The sequence below is a fragment of the Roseobacter sp. HKCCD5988 genome, assembly GCF_037830355.1.
Taxonomy (GTDB): domain Bacteria; phylum Pseudomonadota; class Alphaproteobacteria; order Rhodobacterales; family Rhodobacteraceae; genus M30B80.
The window spans coordinates 126,601-145,398 of record NZ_JBBLYJ010000003.1 but is presented as its reverse complement, the minus strand read 5'-3'; the positions used below and the strand labels follow the sequence as shown (position 1 = coordinate 145,398).

Below are 18,798 nucleotides of genomic sequence, written 5' to 3'. Positions count from 1 at the left end.
CTTCTGCGGTGCTTATGATTTGTTCGACTTGTCGATACGTGCCAAGGCGGCCTTGGAGACGCGATCAAGCATAATCGCGATCAACACGATGCCAAAACCCGCCAAAAATCCAACACCAAGGCGTAGGTTGTTGATGCCATCGAGAACCAATGTTCCCAGACCCGGGGCTGACACGAGCGAGGCAATCACCACCATCGCAAGGCTCATCATGATCGTTTGGTTCACACCCGCCATGATATTGGGCAGGGCAAGCGGGATTTGCACGCGATAGAGTTTCTGGCGATCCGTTAAACCAAAGGCTGTGACCGCCTCCATTACATCGCGATCCACAAGGCGAATGCCCAAATTGGTTAGGCGAACCACAGGCACAATCGCATAGAGGATAATCGCAAGACCATAGAGCTTGGGTTCGGTGATATTGAACAAGAAAATGAGGGGGATCAGATATACAAAGGTCGGCAAGGTTTGCAGCATATCCAAAATCGGGATTATTGCGTTTTGGAACCTGTCTGAGCGCGACATGGCAATTCCAAGCGGCACCCCGAAGGCCACGCACAACAACGTACAAACAAATATGATCGACAGGGTTTGGATGGCGAATTCATAGTAATCGACGAAGAGTAAAAACAAGAAAGACGTCGCCACGATGCCCGCGACCTTGTAGGAATTCGACAAAAGCTTGGCCACCAAGATTAAAAGCGGCACCAAAATCCACCACGGCATTTCCACAAACAGCGTTAAAGCGCCATCTAGCGCCCATGACAGGGGCTGGGTCAGCGGATCAAGAATAGTGCGCAGGGCGGGGCGTATGTAGAGGAAACCATCTTCTAATGCGGCGGTGAAGTCCCGTGTTTTTGGAAAGGCGGCACAGGCCTCGTTAAGTGTATCAAGCGAAGGAAAGGGTAAATCCCATGGGTTTGGCGCTTCGTTGCGCAAAGATGACAATGACAAAAGTGGCCCGCTATCGGTTTTGCAGGCGTCTGTCATGCCAAGCGCGCTGAATATCCAATCATACGCCATAAGTTACCCTCCTTGCAAAAATGAGAGAGGTCAGCGCCCTGCGGCGCTGACCTTTGTCATTGGTTTTGGATTATTGCAGAAGCGCTGAAACGCGCGTAGCTGCATCCTCTGACATCCAGCCAAGGATCATGTCGCTGTGGTTGGTCAAAACCCAGGCCGCAGCTTCATCAGCAGATGCGCCGTTTTCTTCAGCCCATGCTAGCATCGAACTAACAATATTATTGGGCATTTCCATATTGCGCATAAAATCAGCAACGTCTGGCTCGCGTTCGGCCAAATCTGCAGTGACAGCGTTAACAACAGTAGCCGCAGGGAAATCTGACGGCCCCCAAGTTGCAGGGTCTGCATCTGCGTTTTGATTAATCGCATGCTGTGGGCCGTCAATTGGGCCAAGGTCAACCTTGGTCAGATCATATTTCCCCAAGATCGCAGTTGGACCCCAGTAATAGCCGAACCACGGTTCGCCGGCTTCGTCTGCTGCTGCGATTGATGCAGCAAGGTTTGCGCCAGAGCCGTGATCAAACACTTCGATCCCGTTTCCTTCAAGATCAAATACAACTTTTAACGCATCGTTTACAATGCGGCAGCCCCAACCAACGGGGCAATTGTTAAAGCGCCCACCAACCAATTCGGCATTGGCCAAGACACCTTCGATTGTGGCAAGTTCAGGATTAGCTTCGACAGCAGCGGTGGAAATCCACCAACCTTCTTCTCCACCGTTTGAGAATGTGTTCGAGGCTGTGATGACTTTACCCTCAGCTTCAAGACCAGCATACACAGTGGCTGAGTTTACCCAAACCTCGGGAACAATGTCCGGCTGACCATTTTCGGCCAAAGATGTCACCGCAGGCACGGTGTCTGTTGGCACGATGGTTACTTCGCAGCCATAGCCTTGCTCGAGGACAAAGCCCGTCAGCGCCGCCAAGGCCTCGCCCGAGGCCCAACCCATTGCGCCAACGCTGACCTGACCACAGGCAAATGCGCCGCTTGTGGACAGCATGAGGGCCGCCACGGATGTATAAGCAAACTTCTTCATCTTTAATTACCTCCCAGATGGTGTTTCAAGTTCACAACGAACTTGTAGGTTTTCAGGTTCTTCAACCGACATTTTGCACGCAATTGCGACATTCTCGGTTTTAGTGTCCGACCTCGGCGCAAGATCAGCGCCGAACCCAATTTTTGGCATGGGGTTAGCATGCCGGTCTCGGCACGACGATCAACCATGTGAGGCTGAAATTTTCGTGCAAACTGAATATTTTTTAGCAAGAGCGTCTTGGTCTTTTTGCCACCTCCGCGGTGGGCTGTTTGGTATCCTTCTCATTAATCATTGTCGCTCAAGCCCGCACCTGCGCCCGTCTCGCGCGATTGCGCCGTGGCGGGCACGGTTGTTGCAAGCGCAAAGCGATCAAGGCTTGCGTAGGCCTGTGGCGTGATTTTCGGGGGATAGGGAGCGCGCAGCACAGATGCGCCATAGGGGCTTGGTTTGGCGCAGAGGGTCAGGGTGTGACCGCGCGCGTTATCTACAAATTCGGTGATGTCGCGCGCAGCCAAAGGGACAAGCCCGCCAAAAACAAGCGCGGCTTTGGGCGTTGTAATTTGCACCGCGCGGCCCGCGCGCGCAGCCAGCCCATCCACTAGCGGCAGCAGCATCAGCGGCTCGGCCACAGCGGCAAGCGTCACGGGGCTTGAGCCAAAAAGACCCTGCGGGCTCGTCCCAAGATCACAAATCAGCGCGCCCGTTGTGACAGGGCAAATCGGTGCGCCAGCTTGCCCCCAAACGCCCCCGTTAATCTCGGTCATCTGTGGCAGACCCAAAACCGCCTGCGCGGCACATAACGCAAGGGCAGGGCCTGCGCCGTTGATGCCCCATTGCGCTAAAGTCGCCAAACTTGCGCCGAATTCCTCGGCCAAGCCCCACGAATAGCCCGCGCCGCGCGCGGCCTTAATGCCCAAGCTGGCCCATTCCCCCGCGCTAAGCTGCATCTGCTCCCCCATGCGCGGGTGCGCAGATATGTTCAGGGAAAACTTGCCCCGCAAAGAGGCTGATGCGCAGCCACTTATCCGAGCGCGGATCAAAGTGATTGGCCCCAAAAAAGGCCAGCTTATAGCGCATCATGTCAATGGGCAGGATGTCAGCGCCGATGAGGTTTTCGCGAATCTCGCCATAATCGCGCCCCGCCAACCATTGTAGACGGCGCAGAATTTGGCGGTGTTCGGGATGGGCCAAAAGAAACGCATAGGCGGGCGTGGCATCAGGGTAGGCGGCCATCGCGTCATAGGCCTGACGGATCAAATAGGCGATGCCAAGGGGGGCTTCACGGGTTGCGCCCTCCTCCTCGAAGCGGGCACCGAGGCGGGGTTCAAGCTTTTCTTCCGAGACATACCAGAACCGCGCTCGTGCTTCTTGGGTTGAGAAATCATAGGACAAGGCCCAGTCGTAACGGCCCTCAATCGCGCGGCGCAGATCGCCAAGCCGCGCTTGCCCCTCAATCGGGGGGGCGGGTGGCTCGTCTGCGCGCAGCGACATTTCCAAATCGTCAATCAGCGCGCCGCAGGGTTCAAGCAGGATCGACAAGAGTATTTCTTGCCCCTCAAGGCTAAGATGCGCTTCCCCCCAATGCCATATCGCATTCCATGGCAGGTCTTTCACGCAATGTTCGCGGCCTGTGGTGAGATGATGATGGAGCTTTTCTAAATCCCCTCGCAGATCTGCCAATTTGGCCAGTTGCACAGGGTGACTTGAGCGCCATTTCGCGCCCGTGTCGCGCGCGGCCTCGCAGCCCGCGATCAGCGCGCGCAAATCGGCCTCTGACATCCGTCTTTGGCCGCGCACCCGTGCAAGCGCCTTTTCGCGCACCCGCACCCAAGCGTCCAAAAGGGCAGGGTGACGCACCAAGAACGGGGCCATGCCAAGACCTGTAGAATTTCCCACCCCAAGACTGCGGGCCAATGCGGGCGCAAGCGTTGTGGCCTCTGCCCCGCCTTTGGCGCGGGCCAGATGATTTACAAGGTCGATGGTAAAGCTGCGGGTCAGCCAAACTGACATCATCTCGGCTTGGAACGGCGCGCATAATTCTGGCCGCGTGGCAATATCGGCATTTTCCGCCGCCCCGAATTTGGACGAGCCATAAACGGCGGTTGTGCGCATTAAATAGCCCACCTCATCAAGCGCATCGCGTTCTGGCTGCTTGCCCGTGGCCAAGCGGGCCACAACATGATCAAACAACCTGACCGACCGATTGGCGCGGCTGAGGGATAATTCCCGCGGGCTGATGCGCCCTGCCTCTTGCAGGGGCACATTGGCGCTCAGCCGCGTGATATCATCTGCGGTGGGGATACCATCAAAGAGGGTAAAGGTGGCATCCCACGCAGTCGCAATCACCCGATCCGAACGTTGATCTGCAGGCAGATCATGGGCAAAGGCCACAAGGCTATAACTGCGCTTAGGCCCGTGCAGGCAATAGACGGCATACCCAACACCATTTTCGTCAAGATCAAAAATACGCCGCTCAAACCGCCACCCTTCGGTTTCAATGCGGCGCAGCAAGATGCGCAGAAATGACAGCCGCGTGGGGTGGGCTGATCCCATCCGCGCGAGGCGCATGACCGTATCAGGCGCCCGCAGCGCAATCGGCGCAAGGCCCATGATATGGGGCGCCGCCCGATCCATCATTGCGCGGCCTTTGTATTGGGGACAGCCTGCACAGCGGGGGCAAAACTTTCGCTGAAAAAGCGCTGCCAATTTCCACCCATGATTGCCGCGACATTGCCCGCGTCAAACCCCGCTGCGCGCAGCCCTGCGGCCAAACGGCCAAAATCGCGATTGTCGGCAAAGAAATCAGGCATTGGCGGGAACCCCGCCTGCGCGGCACTGCCTTCGCCATAGTCGATATTTTTCGTCCAACGCCCGACCCGCATCCATTCGACCACGCTGTCGGGTTGATCTTGGCATAGATCCGTTCCAATGCTGATCTGCGAGACGCCCATCAAATCGGCGGCCCGCGCAACCATGTCGCAGAAACTTTGCAAGCTGCAGGCAGACCCGCCCTTCAGGTGATGGGGATAGATCGAAAAGCCAAGCATCCCCCGCGATTGGCCAAGGGCGCGTAAGAGATCATCGGATTTATTGCGCAAGGCAGGGTGCCAACTGGCCAGATTTGCATGGGTGATTGCAATCGGGCGAGTGGAGTGTTCCATCGCCTCGAAGGTCGAGCGTTCGCCCGAATGGCTCATGTCGATGACCAGACCCACGCGGTTCATCTCGGCCACCACCTCGCGCCCCATGCGGGTGAGGCCTGTATCCTCGGCCTCATAGCAGCCCGTGGCAAGCAGGGATTGGTTATTATAGGTCAATTGCATGAACCGCAGACCCAAGCGATGCAGAACCTCGACCAACCCAATGTCATCTTCGATGCAGGAGGGGTTTTGCGAGCCAAAGAAAATTGCCGTGCGCCCTGAGGCGCGCGCGCGGGCAATATCGCTTGCGTCAAAGCCTTGAAAAATCAGGTCTGGATAGGTTTCGAACCAGCGGTTCCATTTTTCGATATTAAGAACCGTTTCACGGAAATTCTCGTGATAGGTGATGGTGACATGCACCGCATCCACCCCGCCTTCGCGCATCTGGCGAAAGATTTTTTCCGACCAATTGGCATATTGCAGCCCGTCAATCAGCGGGTTTTGCACGGGATGCATCGCACCTGTTTCACTCATTCCAAATCCCCCGTGACCCCAAGGTACGAGGTTTTGACTGTCGTGTAAAACTCTGCGGCATAGCGGCCTTGTTCGCGTGGCCCGTAGGAGGATGCCCCCCGTCCCCCGAAAGGCACATGGTAATCTGTGCCTGCGGTGGGAAGGTTCACCATCACGCAGCCCGCCCGCATGTGCGCGCGGAAATGGGCGGCGCGGGCAAGGCTTTTGGTCATGATCCCTGCGGTGAGACCAAATTCGCTGTCATTGGCAACGTCTAGCCCTTCGGCATAGCTGCCCACCTTAATCGCCGATGTGATGGGGGCAAACATTTCTTCGCGGTTGATCCGCATATCATTGCGGGTCTTGGCAAAGACCGCAGGGCGCATGAAATGGCCTGTGGTTTCCGCCTCAGCGCGGGTTCCGCCACAAAGAAGCTCGGCCCCTTCGGATTGACCGAGGGCGATATAATCAAGATTGCTGTTGAGCTGGGCTTCGCTCACCACAGGGCCGATTTGCGTGGCGCTGTCTAGGGCGGGGCCAACCACGAGCTTATTTGTGGCCGCGACTAATTTATCGACAAAAGCATCATGGATTTTCTCATGCACAATCAAACGCGAGGCGGCGGTGCATTTTTGACCCGTGCCCCCGAAAGCCGCATTCACACTATGGGCCACAGCCAGATCAAGGTCGCAATCCTCCATCACGAGTATTGGATTCTTTGACCCCATTTCCATTTGCAGCTTGGTCATATTGGGAATGGCTGATGCGGCAATGGCGCGGCCCACGGGAACCGAGCCTGTAAAGCTGATGGCATCCACCGCGGCACTTTCCACCAAAGCCTGCCCAATCGTGCCCCCTGCGCCCATGACCAAGTTGAACAGGCCGTTGGGAATGTTTTGGCGGGCGATAATCTCGGTTAGCATAACGGCGCTTGCAGGGGTAAGGTGGGCAGGCTTCCAGATCACAGCATTGCCAAAGGCCAATGCAGGCGCGATTTTCCACGCGGGCGTTGCGATTGGAAAATTCCAGGGGCTGATGATCGCGACAACGCCTACAGGTTCGCGGCGCACATCCACCTCAATGCCGCCGCGCACACTTTCGGCATGGTCGCCTTGATTGCGCAGCGCCTCTGCTGCGAAATAGGTAAAGAATTGGCCCGCGCGATATGCCTCACCGCGACCTTCAGCGAGCGGTTTTCCCTCCTCGCGGGAAATCATCTCGCCCAGTTCATCGGCCCGTGCCATCATCTCTGTGCCAATGGCCATCAGCACATTGTGCCGTGCCTCAATGCCCATGGCCCACCATTCGGCCTGTGCACGCCGCGCCGCGGCCAAGCTTTCGGTCAAATCTTCATGGCTGGCTTGGGCAAAATGGCCAATCACATCGCTGGTGTCAGATGGGTTGATATTCGCAATCTGCGCTACGCCATCTCGCCACATGCCATTGATGAAATTCTGACCCTGCATAAACCTGTCCCTTGTTACCGCGCGTTCAGCCTAGACAGAGGGATATACTTCAGGCAATCTCAAATTATTGAAATAAATTTCAAGAATTCTGAACTATGATCAAGTTAGAGATGTTGCGCGTGTTTTTGGCCGTGGCCGAAGAGGGGGCCTTGGCGCTTGCGGCCCAGAAATTGGGGCGCACGCCATCGGCCCTGTCGATGGCTCTGTCACAGCTTGAGGCCCAAGTGGGCGCGCCCCTCTTTGAAACGGATCGCAAAAATCGCCTCACCCCTTTGGGAAGTTTGGTGTTGGAGGAGGCGCGGCGCGCCGCCAATTCCTATACCCGCAGTCTCGATGCCATAGCGCGCCATGCGCGATCTTTGGCGGGAACTGTGCGGGTCATGGCGGTGCCTTCTGCGACCATCACGCTTTTGCCGCGCGCGGTTTTGGCCTTTTCGCAGGCCCGTCCTGATGTGCGCCTTGATATTCGCGACAGCGACACCGCCAGTGTGATTGTACAAGTGGCAATGGGCGAGGTGGATATTGGGATAATCTCGCAATCCCCGCGTGCCAATGCCGCGCCATCCGTTGAGGCGGAGCTCCTTTTGAGCGACCCTTTGGGGATTGTCGCGCGCCATGACGGGCGATTTGCGCAGAAGACCAAGGGGCGCGGCGTGCAATGGCAAGATTTGATCCACGAGCCGCTGATTGCCAACCCGCTTTGCGATCTGGTGGATCACCCCAGCGTGACCGAAGGATTGCAAGATTGCCGCATTGAGGCGCGCAATACCACGGCACTTTTGGCATTTGTGCGGGCGGGTATCGGGATCACGATTTTGCCCCAAACCGCGATGGCCGAAGCCGACCCCGCCTTGCGCTTCTTTGCCCCTAATGATCCGCATAGCCGCCGTGAGCTGTGTAAAATAAGGAACTGCGCCGCCCATCTTAGCCCTGTGGCGCAGTCATTTTGGGACTTGCTTGCACCCCCTGCGCCAAGCCCTTAGCCTTTGACAAAACGACCATAGGGAGGGCGGCCATGGCGCAAGTGGCGATCAGCGAGATTGAAACCGTGACCAAAGCCGCGCTCATGGCCCATGGGGCGGGCGCATGGCAGGCGGGGGAGGTGGCCCGCGCTACTGCCCATTCCGAGGCGCATGGCAATGTGATTTGCGGCCTGCAATATGTCGAAAGCTATTGTGTGCAATTGTCCTCTGGGCGTGTTGATGGGCAGGTCATGCCTGTTGTTAGCCGTCCAAAGGCGGCTGCGATCTTGTCGGATGCGCGGCTTGGTTTTGCCCAACCCGCCTTTGCCGCGGCCAAAGATCAATTCTGCGATCTGGTGGATGAAACAGGCGTGGCCATGCTGGCCGTGGCGCAAAGCCATACCTGCACCTCGCTTGGTTATTTTACCGAACAAATCGCGCAAGCGGGCAAGCTGTGCATCGGCTTTACCAACGCCTCGCCCGTTGTGGCGGCGCCAAATGGCAAGCGGCGCGTCATCGGCACCAACCCCATCGCCATGTCCGTGCCTGATGGGCAAGGGGGGCTGTCGGTGCATTTTGATTTCTCAACCTCGGCCGTGGCTTTGGGGAAAATCACCATGGCGAAATATGCAGGGGAGGAGATCCCATTGGGTTGGGCCGTAGATGCCGAAGGCCGCCCAACAACCGATCCCGAAGCGGCCTTGCAAGGCGCATTGTTGAGTGCGGGCGGCTATAAGGGGTGGGGGTTTGGCATTATGGCCGAGGTCTTGGCCGCTGCGATGACGGGCTCGGTCAATTCGTTGGATGTCGGGGGGCTGAAATTGCCAGATGGGCCGCCGCATAGATTGGGGCAATTCTATTTTGCGATGGATGCGAGCACATTTAGCGATCAGTTTGGCGCGCGGATCACGCGACTGTTGGAGGCTGTGGCAGAAGAAGAGGGCGCGCGTGTTCCAGGCCAAGGGCGGGTGCGGGAGACATCGGTGGATGTGCCTCAGGCCCTTTGGGATAAGATCACAGGATTGGCAGCCTGGCGCGCCACGAGACAGGAAGAGAACCCATGGATTTAACAGTTTACCTTTCGGGCGAGATTCACACGACATGGCGCGAGGAGATCATCGCCGCCTGTGCCGAAGTGGGCCTGTCTGTTCGCTTTACCGCGCCTGTGACCGATCACGCCGCTAGTGATGATTGCGGCGTGGCCATTTTGGGAGCTGAGGATCAGAAATTCTGGCACGATCACAAAGGCGCAAAGATAAACGCCATTCGCACCCGTAAGGCGATTGCAGATGCCGATATCGTGGTTGTGCGCTTTGGTGAGAAATACAAACAATGGAACGCCGCCTTTGACGCGGGATATGCTGCGGCCTTGGGCAAGTCGCTGATTGTGGTGCATGGAGCAGATCATCAACACGCGCTAAAAGAGGTTGATGCGGCGGCCTTTGCCGTTACTGAGACGCCCGCACAGGTTGCGAAAATTCTGGCCTACGTGATTGACGGCACCCTTTAGATGCTTTTCTACGCTTGGCAGCGCCACGGTGCTTTCGTATATGGGCTCCAAAGTGACGCTCGTGCCGTGCACATTCCGTGACGGGGGCTGCGCATTTTCTGGAGTGAATAAATGGATTTCATGACGGCGGAATTCGCCATCGTGGCGGTAATGCTGCTTGCAGCGGGTGCAGTGACGGGCGTGCTCGCGGGGCTATTCGGCGTAGGTGGGGGCGCGATGATTGTGCCTGTGCTTTATGAGGTGTTTGGCTTCTTGGGCCTCTCAGATGAGGTACGGATGCCGTTGGCGGTTGGCACCTCACTCGCCATTATCATTCCTACCTCAATCCGCTCTTATATGGGCCACCGGGCACGCGGAGCGGTAGACGAGGCGCTGTTGAAATCATGGGCGCTGCCCATTCTGGCAGGTGTGCTGATCGGCGCGGGTTTGGCCCGTTTTGCACCGCCATTTATCTTTCAGATCGTTTTTGTCGTGGTGGCGGGGGCCAATGCGATCAAGATGATCTCTGGTGCAAAGAAATGGGATTTGGGCGCTGATTTGCCCACGGGGGCCGGGCTTTATTCCTATGGTGGTTTGATTGGCCTTTTGTCGGCCCTGATGGGGATCGGTGGGGGTCAGATTTCGAATATGATCATGACATTGCATGGCCGCCCCATTCATCAGGCGGTGGCCACATCGGCAGGGATTGGGGTTTTGATCTCGGTCCCCGGCGCGATTGGCTATATGATCGCGGGCCTCGGCCAAGAGGGTTTACCGATGGATGCCATCGGATATGTCTCTTTCTTGGGGATGATCCTGTTTGTGCCAACCACCTTTCTGACTGCTAATTTGGGTGTGAAATTGGCACATAGCCTGTCGCGGCGGCATTTGGAATTGGCCTTTGGCCTCTTCCTTGCGTTGGTCTGTTTGCGCTTTGTTTATGCGATTGTAACGGGCTAATCGGGTACCACCAAGGGTAGCAGCAATGCAGCATAAATACGCTTCTATAAGATAGGTTGCAGATCTCATGCCCCTTGGCAGTGTTGAAAACGCTATCATATTCATAGAGTTGCGTATGGATGATTTCACTTGATAAGAAAATTCTATCTTGGTCTTTCTTATTGCATGGGTGACTTGGCCTAAGGGGCAAAAGCGGCGCAAATAGGCCATTAGAGGTCGCAGGGCGTGCATGATTTATCACAAAACCCCCGCAGCATAGATGGTAATCGCGATCACGCATGGGGCCCTTGGCCATGGAAGATGTGTTTGACTACACTATTGCACCTATTTTGGGGCGGCGTGCCGTGTTGGGCATGGTTGTGTTGCAATCCGATGAAACGCTAGAACACGATCTGCGCCGTATCTTGCCTCAAGAGGAAGTGGCCCTGTATATCAGCCGTGTCCCCAGTGCTGAAACCGTCAGTTCAGACAGTCTTGCTGCGATGGAGGGGCATCTAAGCGATGCCGCCGCCCTTATGCCGCCCGCTTTGGATTTTGATGTATTGGGATATGGTTGCACCTCGGCGACATCGGTGATCGGGGCGGGGCGGGTGGCTGAATTGCTGCGCAAAGGATGCCCCGCAACCCATGTGACCGACCCGCTTTCGGCGCTCGTGGCGGCCTGCCGTCATATGGGGATCACGCGCTTGGCGTTTTTGTCGCCCTATGTGCCCGAGGTCTCAAGCCGCCTGCGCGCCGTAGTCGCGGCACAAGGGGTAAAAAGCCCCGTGTTCGGAACCTTTAACGAGGCGCGCGAACATGCAGTTGCGCTCATCGATGGCCCGTCTGTCACCCGCGCGGCAACGGCGCTGCTGCAACGGGGTGGGGCCGAAGCGGTATTTTTATCCTGCACGAATTTGCGCACCTTAGATGTCATTGATGCCATCGAGGCCGAGACAGGTGCCGTTGCCCTGTCGTCCAACCAAGTGATGGCATGGCATATGTGCCAATTGGCGGGGATTAGGCCCGCCTTGCGCGTGGGGCGCTTAATGGCTGAGCCCCTATTCACCCGAAGTGCCGAATAGGGTGATCGCCCCACCCAGGAGGGCCATCGCAAAAAAGAACAGGCGCTTTGGCCAATTGCCCGCGCCTGCCGCCGCAATCGCGGCTTGCAGCGCGTAATAAAAGGCAAAGGCGCGGGAGGCATAGCCGATGATGGAAAACACATCGCCCACCCATGTAAGGATCAGCGCAACTGCGCCCAAAATGACATAGCCGTGGCGCGCACCGATGCGGTCGCGGGTCAATTCTGCCAGCAGCCCGCCTGATCCGCCCGTATCGGCCAAGGCGGCGCTGAACTGGGCACTCAGCGCCGCAATCATCAAAAGCGGAGCAAGGATTGGGGCCAAACGGCCCATCATGTCGATAATGGCTGTTTCAATGACAGCTTGCGGGGCGGGCGTAAAGATTAGGCTGAGGGGCAGAAGATAGGCCATATAGATCAGCGTGGCGATAAGCAGCGCCATATGCATGGCGCGGATCCGTAACGCGGGGGCATACTCTGCCCCCATATACCGCACCGTTTCGAAACCTTGCACGGTCACAATCAGCCCAAACACCAAAAACAGGGCTGCGGGGCCCGTTTCTGTCCCGGGGGATAGGATCACACCCTGCCCATCGAGCATATCTGTGCCAAGCGCCAACCATAGCGCGCCAGAGGGTCGATTTTGCCAAGGGTGGCCAGATCAACAGACCCGCAACAGCCAAAGCAATGATCAATATAAGTGCCGTTTGCATGCGCCTAGGGCTAGCAGGCAGGTCTGGTCTGTAAAAGATAAAAAACGCGCGCCCTTTTGGGGCGCGCGCCTGTCTTTTCTTACCTGCCTGCTTTATGCGGCCGCGTCAAAGCGGTCTGCATTCATCACCTTTGTCCACGCAGCGGCGAAATCATGCACGAATTTCGCGGCATTATCGTCTTGTGCGTAAAGTTCGGCGTAAGCGCGCAGGATTGAGTTTGAGCCAAAAACCAAATCCACACGGGTGGCTGTCCATTTTGTTTCGCCTGTTTTGCGAGACACTATGTTGTAGAGGTTCGACCCTGCAGGTTCCCACTTATAGGCCATGTCGGTCAGCGCCGCGAAGAAATCGGTCGACAGCGTGCCAACACGATCCGTAAACACCCCATGCGCGCTGCCGCCATGGTTTGTGCCAAGCACACGCATACCGCCAATCAATGCGGTCATTTGGGGCGCTGTCAGGCCCAAAAGCTGCGCACGATCCAACATCAGCTCCTCTGGTTGCACGGTGTAATCCGCTTTCAACCAGTTGCGGAACGCGTCATGGACGGGCTCTAGCACTTCGAAGCTGTCCATATCGGTTTGCTCTTGGGTGGCGTCACCACGGCCTGGCGTGAAGGGCAGGGTGATCTCGACACCTGCGGCTTTGGCCGCCTGCTCGACGCCGACATTACCCGCCAGAACGATCACATCCGCAAGGCTTGCGCCTATTTCCGCGGCGATGGGTTCCAATGCGGCCAGCACCTTTTGCAGGCGGGCCGGCTCGTTGCCTTCCCAATCCTTTTGTGGGGCCAGACGAATGCGCGCGCCATTGGCGCCGCCGCGCATATCAGACCCGCGGAAGGTGCGTGCGCTGTCCCATGCGGTCGCGACCATCTCGGAGATGGACAGGCCCGTTGCCGCGATTTTCGCCTTGACTGCATCCACATCATAAGTCGTGGAGCCCGCAGGGATCGGGTCTTGCCAGATCAGATCTTCGGAAGGCACATCTGGCCCGAAATAACGCGCCTTTGGCCCCATATCGCGGTGGGTCAGCTTGAACCATGCGCGGGCGAAGGTTTCCGAGAAATATTCAGGATCGGCATAGAACTTTTCCGAAATCTTGCGATATTCGGGATCCATCTTCATTGCCATATCCGCATCCGTCATGATCGGGTTATAGCGGATAGATGGGTCTTCGACATCAACGGGCTTGTCTTCTTCCTTGATGTTTACAGGTTCCCATTGCCATGCCCCTGCGGGGGATTTCTTTAATTCCCAGTCATAGCTCAGCAGCAAATGGAAATAGCCGTTATCCCATTTGGTGGGGTGAGTTGTCCAAGCACCTTCGATGCCCGAGGTGACAGTGTCGCGGCCCACGCCACGGGTGGTGTGGTTGTTCCAGCCGAGGCCCTGCTCATGCACATCGGCACCTTCAGGGTCAGCACCCAAATTGGCCGCATCACCATTGCCATGCGCCTTGCCCACTGTGTGACCGCCTGCGGTCAGGGCCACGGTTTCTTCGTCATTCATCGCCATACGGGCAAAGGTCACGCGCACATCATGCGCGGTGCGCAGCGGATCGGGCTGACCATTCACACCTTCTGGGTTCACATAGATGAGGCCCATTTGAACCGCCGCAAGCGGGTTTTCCAATGTCTCAGACCCGCGATCTTCGGCATAACGCTCAGACCCCAGCCAATCTTTTTCTGCGCCCCAATAGATGTCTTTTTCAGGATGCCAAATATCGGCGCGGCCAAAGGAATAGCCAAAGGTTTTGAGGCCCATGGATTCATAAGCAATGTTGCCTGCGAGGATAAATAAATCCGCCCAAGATACTGAATTTCCGTATTTTTTCTTGATTGGCCACAGCAGGCGGCGGGCTTTGTCCAGGTTGGTGTTGTCGGGCCAAGAGTTCAAAGGCGCGAAACGCTGGTTGCCAGTGCCGCCGCCGCCGCGACCGTCAGCGGTGCGATAGCTGCCCGCCGCGTGCCAGGCCATGCGGATCATCAAGCCACCATAATGGCCCCAATCTGCAGGCCACCAATCTTGGCTGTCGGTCATCAGCGCGTGCATGTCTTTCTTCAGCGCATCGATATCGAGCTTTTCCAATTGCTTGCGGTAATCAAAAGCCTCGCCCATCGGATCGGTCTTGCGATCATGTTGGTGCAAAATGTCGAGGTTCAACGCATTTGGCCACCAATCGGTAACAGTTGTGCCAAGCGCGGTTTGCGCGCCATGCATCACGGGGCATTTGCCAATGTTATTTCCATCCATGAGGGCAGTCTCCTTTTGGGTTGTCTCATGCAGGCCCCATCATCGGGGTGCGGTTCTCGGTGATCAGAGGGCCGTTGCACGGATTCGCATGCAAACGGCGCTTAGGCTTGTTTTAGCATCATCGAGCGATTAGTTTAATTTTGATTTTCTGATGTAGGCAATCAGTTTTTGTTATGGCTAATATCACCTTGAAACAGTTGCGATATGCGGTCGCGGTGGCCGAGCATGGTCATTTTGGAAATGCGGCCGCCGCATCCGCGATCTCGCAGCCCGCTTTGTCCATGCAAATTCAAGCCTTAGAGGATGGTTTGGGTCTGGCCCTGTTCGAGCGCGCGGCCCGCCATGTGCGACCCACCCCGTTTGGGGTTGGGTTCTTGGCGCGCGCGCAGCGGATATTGGCCGAGGTTGACGATTTGGGCGATAGCGCGCGTGCGGCGCGCGGTGATGATTTGGGCCGCCTGCGTCTTGGTGTGATCCCCACCATTGCGCCATATCTTTTGCCCCGTGTGGTGGGCTTGATGGGGCAGTATTACCCGCAGGCAAATTTGGCATTGCGTGAAACGATCACCCCGCGCTTGATCTCGGAATTGTCCGAAGGGCGGTTGGACGCGGCGATTGTGGCCCTGCCCATATCTGAGCCCAGCTTTGAGGAGGTGGAGGTGTTTCAAGAAGATTTCATTCTTGTGCGCCCGCCCGAAGATGCGGGCAAGCCTGTGCCCGATGCCAATTCCCTGCGCGAAATGAAACTCCTTTTGTTGGAGGAGGGGCATTGCTTCCGCGACCAAGCCCTGTCTTTTTGCACGCTTGGCGCAAATACCCCGCGCGAGGTGATGGATGGCTCATCACTGTCAACGCTTGTGCAGATGGTGGGGGCGGGGATTGGCGTGACGCTTATCCCTGAAATGGCTGTGCCTGTTGAGACGCGCTCTGCGAGCGTGGCCTTGGCGCGGTTTCGCACCCCTGCGCCTGCGCGCAAAATCGGGGTTATTTGGCGGCGCACAAGCCCGCTTTCCAATCAGTTGCGCAAATTGGCCAATGTGGTGCGCGAGGCGGCAGAAACGGGCGCGTCCGAGGCCATGACAGGCGGGCTTATGCCCAAAATCGCGTAACCAAAAAGAAAAAGGCGGGCCAAAGCCCACCTTTTCCAATCCAAACTGGATCAGGCTTATGCCTTAGACCAGCGTGATATTTACGGCGCTTTCGCGGCCATCACGGCCTTTTTCCAGCTCGTAAGTCACTTTCTGGTTGTCGTTGAGGCCTTTGAGGCCAGAACGCTCAACACCAGAGATGTGAACGAATACGTCTTTGCCGCCTTCATCAGGTGCGATGAAGCCGAAACCTTTGGTTGCATTGAACCATTTCACGGTGCCATTGGCCATTTCCGTGTCTCCTGTCATTATGCTGCCCACACCATGTGGCAGCTTGGCAATCGTCATGCGAGATAGGCTGCACTGTTGCCTTTAAAGAGGGACAGAAGAGCGATATCAGATAACTAGCGCCGCTCGTGTCGCATGAAATGGGCTTCGCGTAAAGATAAATCGTTGGGGGTAAAAGATGCTGTTCAAATTGTTCATATCCGTTGCAACGCTTTTTGGCATCGTAATTTTTGCGGCGGTGGCCTTTCGCGTGATGCCAATGGATGCCGCGCGCTATCATATTCGCCCCGCTTTGGCTGTGCCGCCATCAACCCCCAATTTCGCCCTAATGGTGGGGGATGAGGCCTTGGTGTTGCCGCGCAATCTGGCGGATGTGGCGGCAGATGTCGCGCTGAAGGCCGCCAGCGATGGCGCCGTTCTGTTGGCAGGCCAACCACAGGGCTTTGTCACCTATGTCTATCGCAGCCGTTTGTTGGGCTTTCCTGACGCGCTCAGCCTAACGCTTGATCCCACCGATGAGGGGGGCACGCGGGTTCAGATCTTCTCGCGGTCTCGCTTTGGTTATAGCGATTTGGGGGTGAATGCGGCACGCGTGGCCGATTGGTTCGCTGCGTTGCAGGACGCGCGCTGATCAATCAGGCTTGACGCGCCCGCGCCGCTTCGCCAAACCCTGCCTATGTTGCCAGCAGAACCCCTTCGCCAAATTGTCGAGCGCTTCGAGTATCTCGAGGCGCAATTAAACGCAGGCCCCGCCGCTGATGCGATTGCCGCAATCAGTCGCGAATATGCGCAGCTGAAACCTGTGGTCACGCAGATTGAGGAATATCAGCAGATCAAATCTGACCTTCAGGGGGCCGAGGCGATGTTGGCCGATCCTGAGATGCGCGCCTTGGCTGAAGACGAATTGGCACGGCTGAAAATCGCGCTGCCTGAGGTTGAATATTCATTGCGCATTGCGCTTTTGCCCAAAGATGCGGCCGATGCCCGCCCTGCCATTCTTGAAATTCGCCCTGGAACGGGCGGCGATGAGGCGGCCCTTTTTGCGGGCGATTTGCTGCGGATGTATCAACGCTACGCCGAGGCGCGTGGTTGGCAATTTGAATTGATCGAGCAGCAGCTCTCCGAGCTTGGCGGCGTGCGTGAAGTGACCGCACGGATCGTGGGCGAGGGTGTTTTTGCGCGAATGAAATACGAGTCTGGCGTTCATCGCGTGCAGCGGGTGCCAGAAACGGAATCAGGCGGGCGTATCCATACGTCCGCCGCGACTGTGGCTGTACTGCCCGAAGCCGAAGATGTTGATATCGATATCCCAGCCGCCGATATCCGTATTGATACAATGCGCGCCTCAGGCGCGGGTGGTCAGCATGTGAACACCACAGACAGCGCCGTGCGCATCACCCATTTGCCCACGGGGATCATCGTCACCTCGTCGGAGAAGTCACAACACCGCAACCGCGAGATCGCAATGCAGGTCTTGCGCGCGCGGCTTTATGATCTGGAACGGCAAAAGGCCGATGATGCCCGCGCCGCTTCGCGCAAAAGTCAGGTGGGAACGGGCGATCGTTCCGAGCGTATCCGCACCTACAATTTCCCCCAAGGGCGCATGACAGATCATCGGATCAATCTGACCTTGTATAAGTTGGATCAGGTCTTGTCGGGTGATTTGGACGAGATCATTGACGCGCTGACCGCCCATGATCAAGCCGCCCTGTTGGCTGAGATGGACGGGTGAGCGCGCGCTATCGGGATCTTTACGCCGCCGCGCGCGCGCGTTTGTCTCAGCGCTTGCCCCAAGATGAGGCTGAGCGCGATGCACGCCTTTTATTGGCGCATGCCGCAGGCCTGTCAGGGGCGGGGTTGTCAGCCTGTCTCAACGATCTGGCCGCCCAAAATCACATCACTGATTTTGAGGCAGTGGTGGAGGCCCGCCTTGCTGGACAATCTGTGGCCCATATCATTGGGAAATCTGCATTCATGGGATTGGATTTCGTGGTTGGGGCGGGGGATTTGGCCCCGCGGCCTGATACGGAAACCTTGGTAGAGGCCGCACTCTCGTATGGCTTTACGCGCTTTCTTGATCTGGGCACAGGCACGGGGGTGATTGCAATCAGCCTGCTTGCCGCGCGGCCAGAGGCGCAAGGGGTTGCAACCGATTTGGACGAGGGGGCTTTGGCCCGCGCGCGACAAAATGCAAAGACCCATGGCGTGGCGGGGCGGTTGCAGTTTTTCACAGGCCCATGGTTTGCGGCGCTGCCAGAGCCCGCGATGTTTGATCTGATCCTATCCAATCCGCCCTATATTGATCAGGCAACTTATGCAGGTTTACCCGAAGAGCTGCGCTTGCATGAGCGCGCTGCGGCGCTGACCGATGGTCATGATGGGCTGAGCGCATATCGCGTGATCGCGGCGCAGGCAGGCGCCTATCTTGCGCGCGATGGGGGGGTCATGGTCGAAATCGGCTATGATCAAGGCGAAACGGTGCCGCAAATCTTTGCTCAAGCAGGGTTTCGGTCTGTGCGCGTCATCCATGACTTGGCAGGCAAGCCGCGTGTTGTGGTGGCGCAAGCGATGCTTTCCTAGGCGAAAAAGCTGATAATTTCGCCGTTTTTGCAACTTTCCGCTTGTAAGCGCCCCTCAGCCATGGCAAGCGGAGAACGCGGGAGAGGAATTAGCAAGACATTCCCCCGAAATAACAGCCACGATATTCTGGACAAAGGCACAGATTGCACAGGCTGATCGTGGATATTGGCACGGACTTGGCATTAGGTCGCCTGACACCCTGCCGTGGATGGATTCAACACTGGA

The 18,798-nt window shown here is 57.0% G+C and carries 18 protein-coding genes; 9 read left to right on the top strand and 9 right to left on the bottom strand.

Annotated features, from left to right (window positions below; all coding sequences use genetic code 11):
* Window positions 1-12 precede the first annotated feature (12 nt).
* The 6 genes from AAC636_RS12100 to AAC636_RS12075 form a co-directional block, all read right to left on the bottom strand.
* A complete protein-coding gene (locus tag AAC636_RS12100; protein WP_340301692.1) occupies window positions 13-1,020 on the bottom strand; it encodes an ABC transporter permease in 1,008 nt (335 codons plus the stop codon).
* 70 nt (window positions 1,021-1,090) lie between these two features.
* A complete protein-coding gene (locus tag AAC636_RS12095; RefSeq protein ID WP_340301691.1) occupies window positions 1,091-2,056 on the bottom strand; it encodes a glycine betaine ABC transporter substrate-binding protein in 966 nt (321 codons plus the stop codon).
* 284 nt (window positions 2,057-2,340) lie between these two features.
* A complete protein-coding gene (locus AAC636_RS12090) occupies window positions 2,341-3,003 on the bottom strand; it encodes a DUF3726 domain-containing protein (RefSeq protein ID WP_340301690.1) in 663 nt (220 codons plus the stop codon).
* Window positions 2,993-4,693 (bottom strand): hypothetical protein, encoded by a 1,701-nt coding sequence (locus AAC636_RS12085; protein WP_340301689.1) that lies wholly within the window; start codon window positions 4,691-4,693, stop codon window positions 2,993-2,995. The genes AAC636_RS12090 and AAC636_RS12085 overlap by 11 nt, the downstream gene beginning before the upstream one ends.
* Complete coding sequence (locus tag AAC636_RS12080; RefSeq protein WP_340301688.1) at window positions 4,690-5,730, bottom strand: membrane dipeptidase; 1,041 nt, start codon at window positions 5,728-5,730, stop codon at window positions 4,690-4,692. The genes AAC636_RS12085 and AAC636_RS12080 overlap by 4 nt, the downstream gene beginning before the upstream one ends.
* The gene (locus tag AAC636_RS12075; RefSeq protein ID WP_340301687.1) at window positions 5,727-7,175 is read right to left on the bottom strand and encodes an aldehyde dehydrogenase family protein; all 1,449 of its coding nucleotides are present in this window, start codon (window positions 7,173-7,175) and stop codon (window positions 5,727-5,729) included. Before AAC636_RS12075 ends, AAC636_RS12080 begins: the two co-directional genes overlap by 4 nt.
* A gap of 95 nt (window positions 7,176-7,270) precedes the next feature.
* Between AAC636_RS12075 and AAC636_RS12070 the strand changes: the two genes are divergently transcribed.
* From AAC636_RS12070 to AAC636_RS12050, 5 genes are all read left to right on the top strand, one after another.
* Window positions 7,271-8,158, top strand: coding sequence for a LysR family transcriptional regulator (locus AAC636_RS12070; RefSeq protein ID WP_340301686.1), 888 nt, complete (start codon window positions 7,271-7,273; stop codon window positions 8,156-8,158).
* Window positions 8,159-8,190: 32 nt separating this feature from the next.
* Window positions 8,191-9,207, top strand: coding sequence for an Ldh family oxidoreductase (locus tag AAC636_RS12065; protein ID WP_340301685.1), 1,017 nt, complete (start codon window positions 8,191-8,193; stop codon window positions 9,205-9,207).
* Window positions 9,198-9,647, top strand: coding sequence for a YtoQ family protein (locus AAC636_RS12060; RefSeq protein WP_340301684.1), 450 nt, complete (start codon window positions 9,198-9,200; stop codon window positions 9,645-9,647). Before AAC636_RS12065 ends, AAC636_RS12060 begins: the two co-directional genes overlap by 10 nt.
* Before the next feature lie 111 nt (window positions 9,648-9,758).
* A complete protein-coding gene (locus AAC636_RS12055; RefSeq protein WP_340260343.1) occupies window positions 9,759-10,586 on the top strand; it encodes a sulfite exporter TauE/SafE family protein in 828 nt (275 codons plus the stop codon).
* 293 nt (window positions 10,587-10,879) lie between these two features.
* On the top strand, window positions 10,880-11,650 hold the full coding sequence (locus AAC636_RS12050; RefSeq protein ID WP_340301683.1) for a maleate cis-trans isomerase family protein: 771 nt from the start codon (window positions 10,880-10,882) through the stop codon (window positions 11,648-11,650).
* Here AAC636_RS12050 and AAC636_RS12045 read toward each other — a convergent pair.
* Complete coding sequence (locus tag AAC636_RS12045; protein WP_340301682.1) at window positions 11,627-12,268, bottom strand: hypothetical protein; 642 nt, start codon at window positions 12,266-12,268, stop codon at window positions 11,627-11,629. The genes AAC636_RS12050 and AAC636_RS12045 overlap by 24 nt on opposite strands.
* 186 nt (window positions 12,269-12,454) lie before the next feature.
* Entirely contained in the window at window positions 12,455-14,617 is a 2,163-nt protein-coding gene (gene katG, locus AAC636_RS12040; RefSeq protein ID WP_340301681.1) for a catalase/peroxidase HPI, read from the bottom strand.
* 173 nt (window positions 14,618-14,790) lie between these two features.
* Between katG and AAC636_RS12035 the strand changes: the two genes are divergently transcribed.
* Window positions 14,791-15,726: a hydrogen peroxide-inducible genes activator gene (locus AAC636_RS12035; protein ID WP_340301680.1), complete on the top strand. Its 936-nt coding sequence runs from the start codon at window positions 14,791-14,793 to the stop codon at window positions 15,724-15,726.
* A 63-nt stretch (window positions 15,727-15,789) separates the two neighbouring features.
* Here AAC636_RS12035 and AAC636_RS12030 read toward each other — a convergent pair whose 3' ends face one another.
* Window positions 15,790-15,996: a cold-shock protein gene (locus tag AAC636_RS12030; RefSeq protein ID WP_317655813.1), complete on the bottom strand. Its 207-nt coding sequence runs from the start codon at window positions 15,994-15,996 to the stop codon at window positions 15,790-15,792.
* 175 nt (window positions 15,997-16,171) lie between these two features.
* On the opposite strand from AAC636_RS12030, the gene AAC636_RS12025 reads away from it, so the two are divergent.
* From AAC636_RS12025 to prmC, 3 genes are read left to right on the top strand one after another with little or no spacing between them, the layout of a single operon-like run.
* On the top strand, window positions 16,172-16,624 hold the full coding sequence (locus AAC636_RS12025) for a DUF1499 domain-containing protein (RefSeq protein ID WP_340301679.1): 453 nt from the start codon (window positions 16,172-16,174) through the stop codon (window positions 16,622-16,624).
* A 45-nt stretch (window positions 16,625-16,669) separates the two neighbouring features.
* Window positions 16,670-17,725 carry a peptide chain release factor 1 gene (prfA, locus tag AAC636_RS12020; RefSeq protein WP_340301678.1) on the top strand — a complete coding sequence of 352 codons (1,056 nt, stop codon included), beginning with the start codon at window positions 16,670-16,672 and terminating at the stop codon, window positions 17,723-17,725.
* The gene (prmC, locus tag AAC636_RS12015; RefSeq protein WP_340301677.1) at window positions 17,722-18,573 is read left to right on the top strand and encodes a peptide chain release factor N(5)-glutamine methyltransferase; all 852 of its coding nucleotides are present in this window, start codon (window positions 17,722-17,724) and stop codon (window positions 18,571-18,573) included. Before prfA ends, prmC begins: the two co-directional genes overlap by 4 nt.
* Window positions 18,574-18,798: the final 225 nt, after the last annotated feature.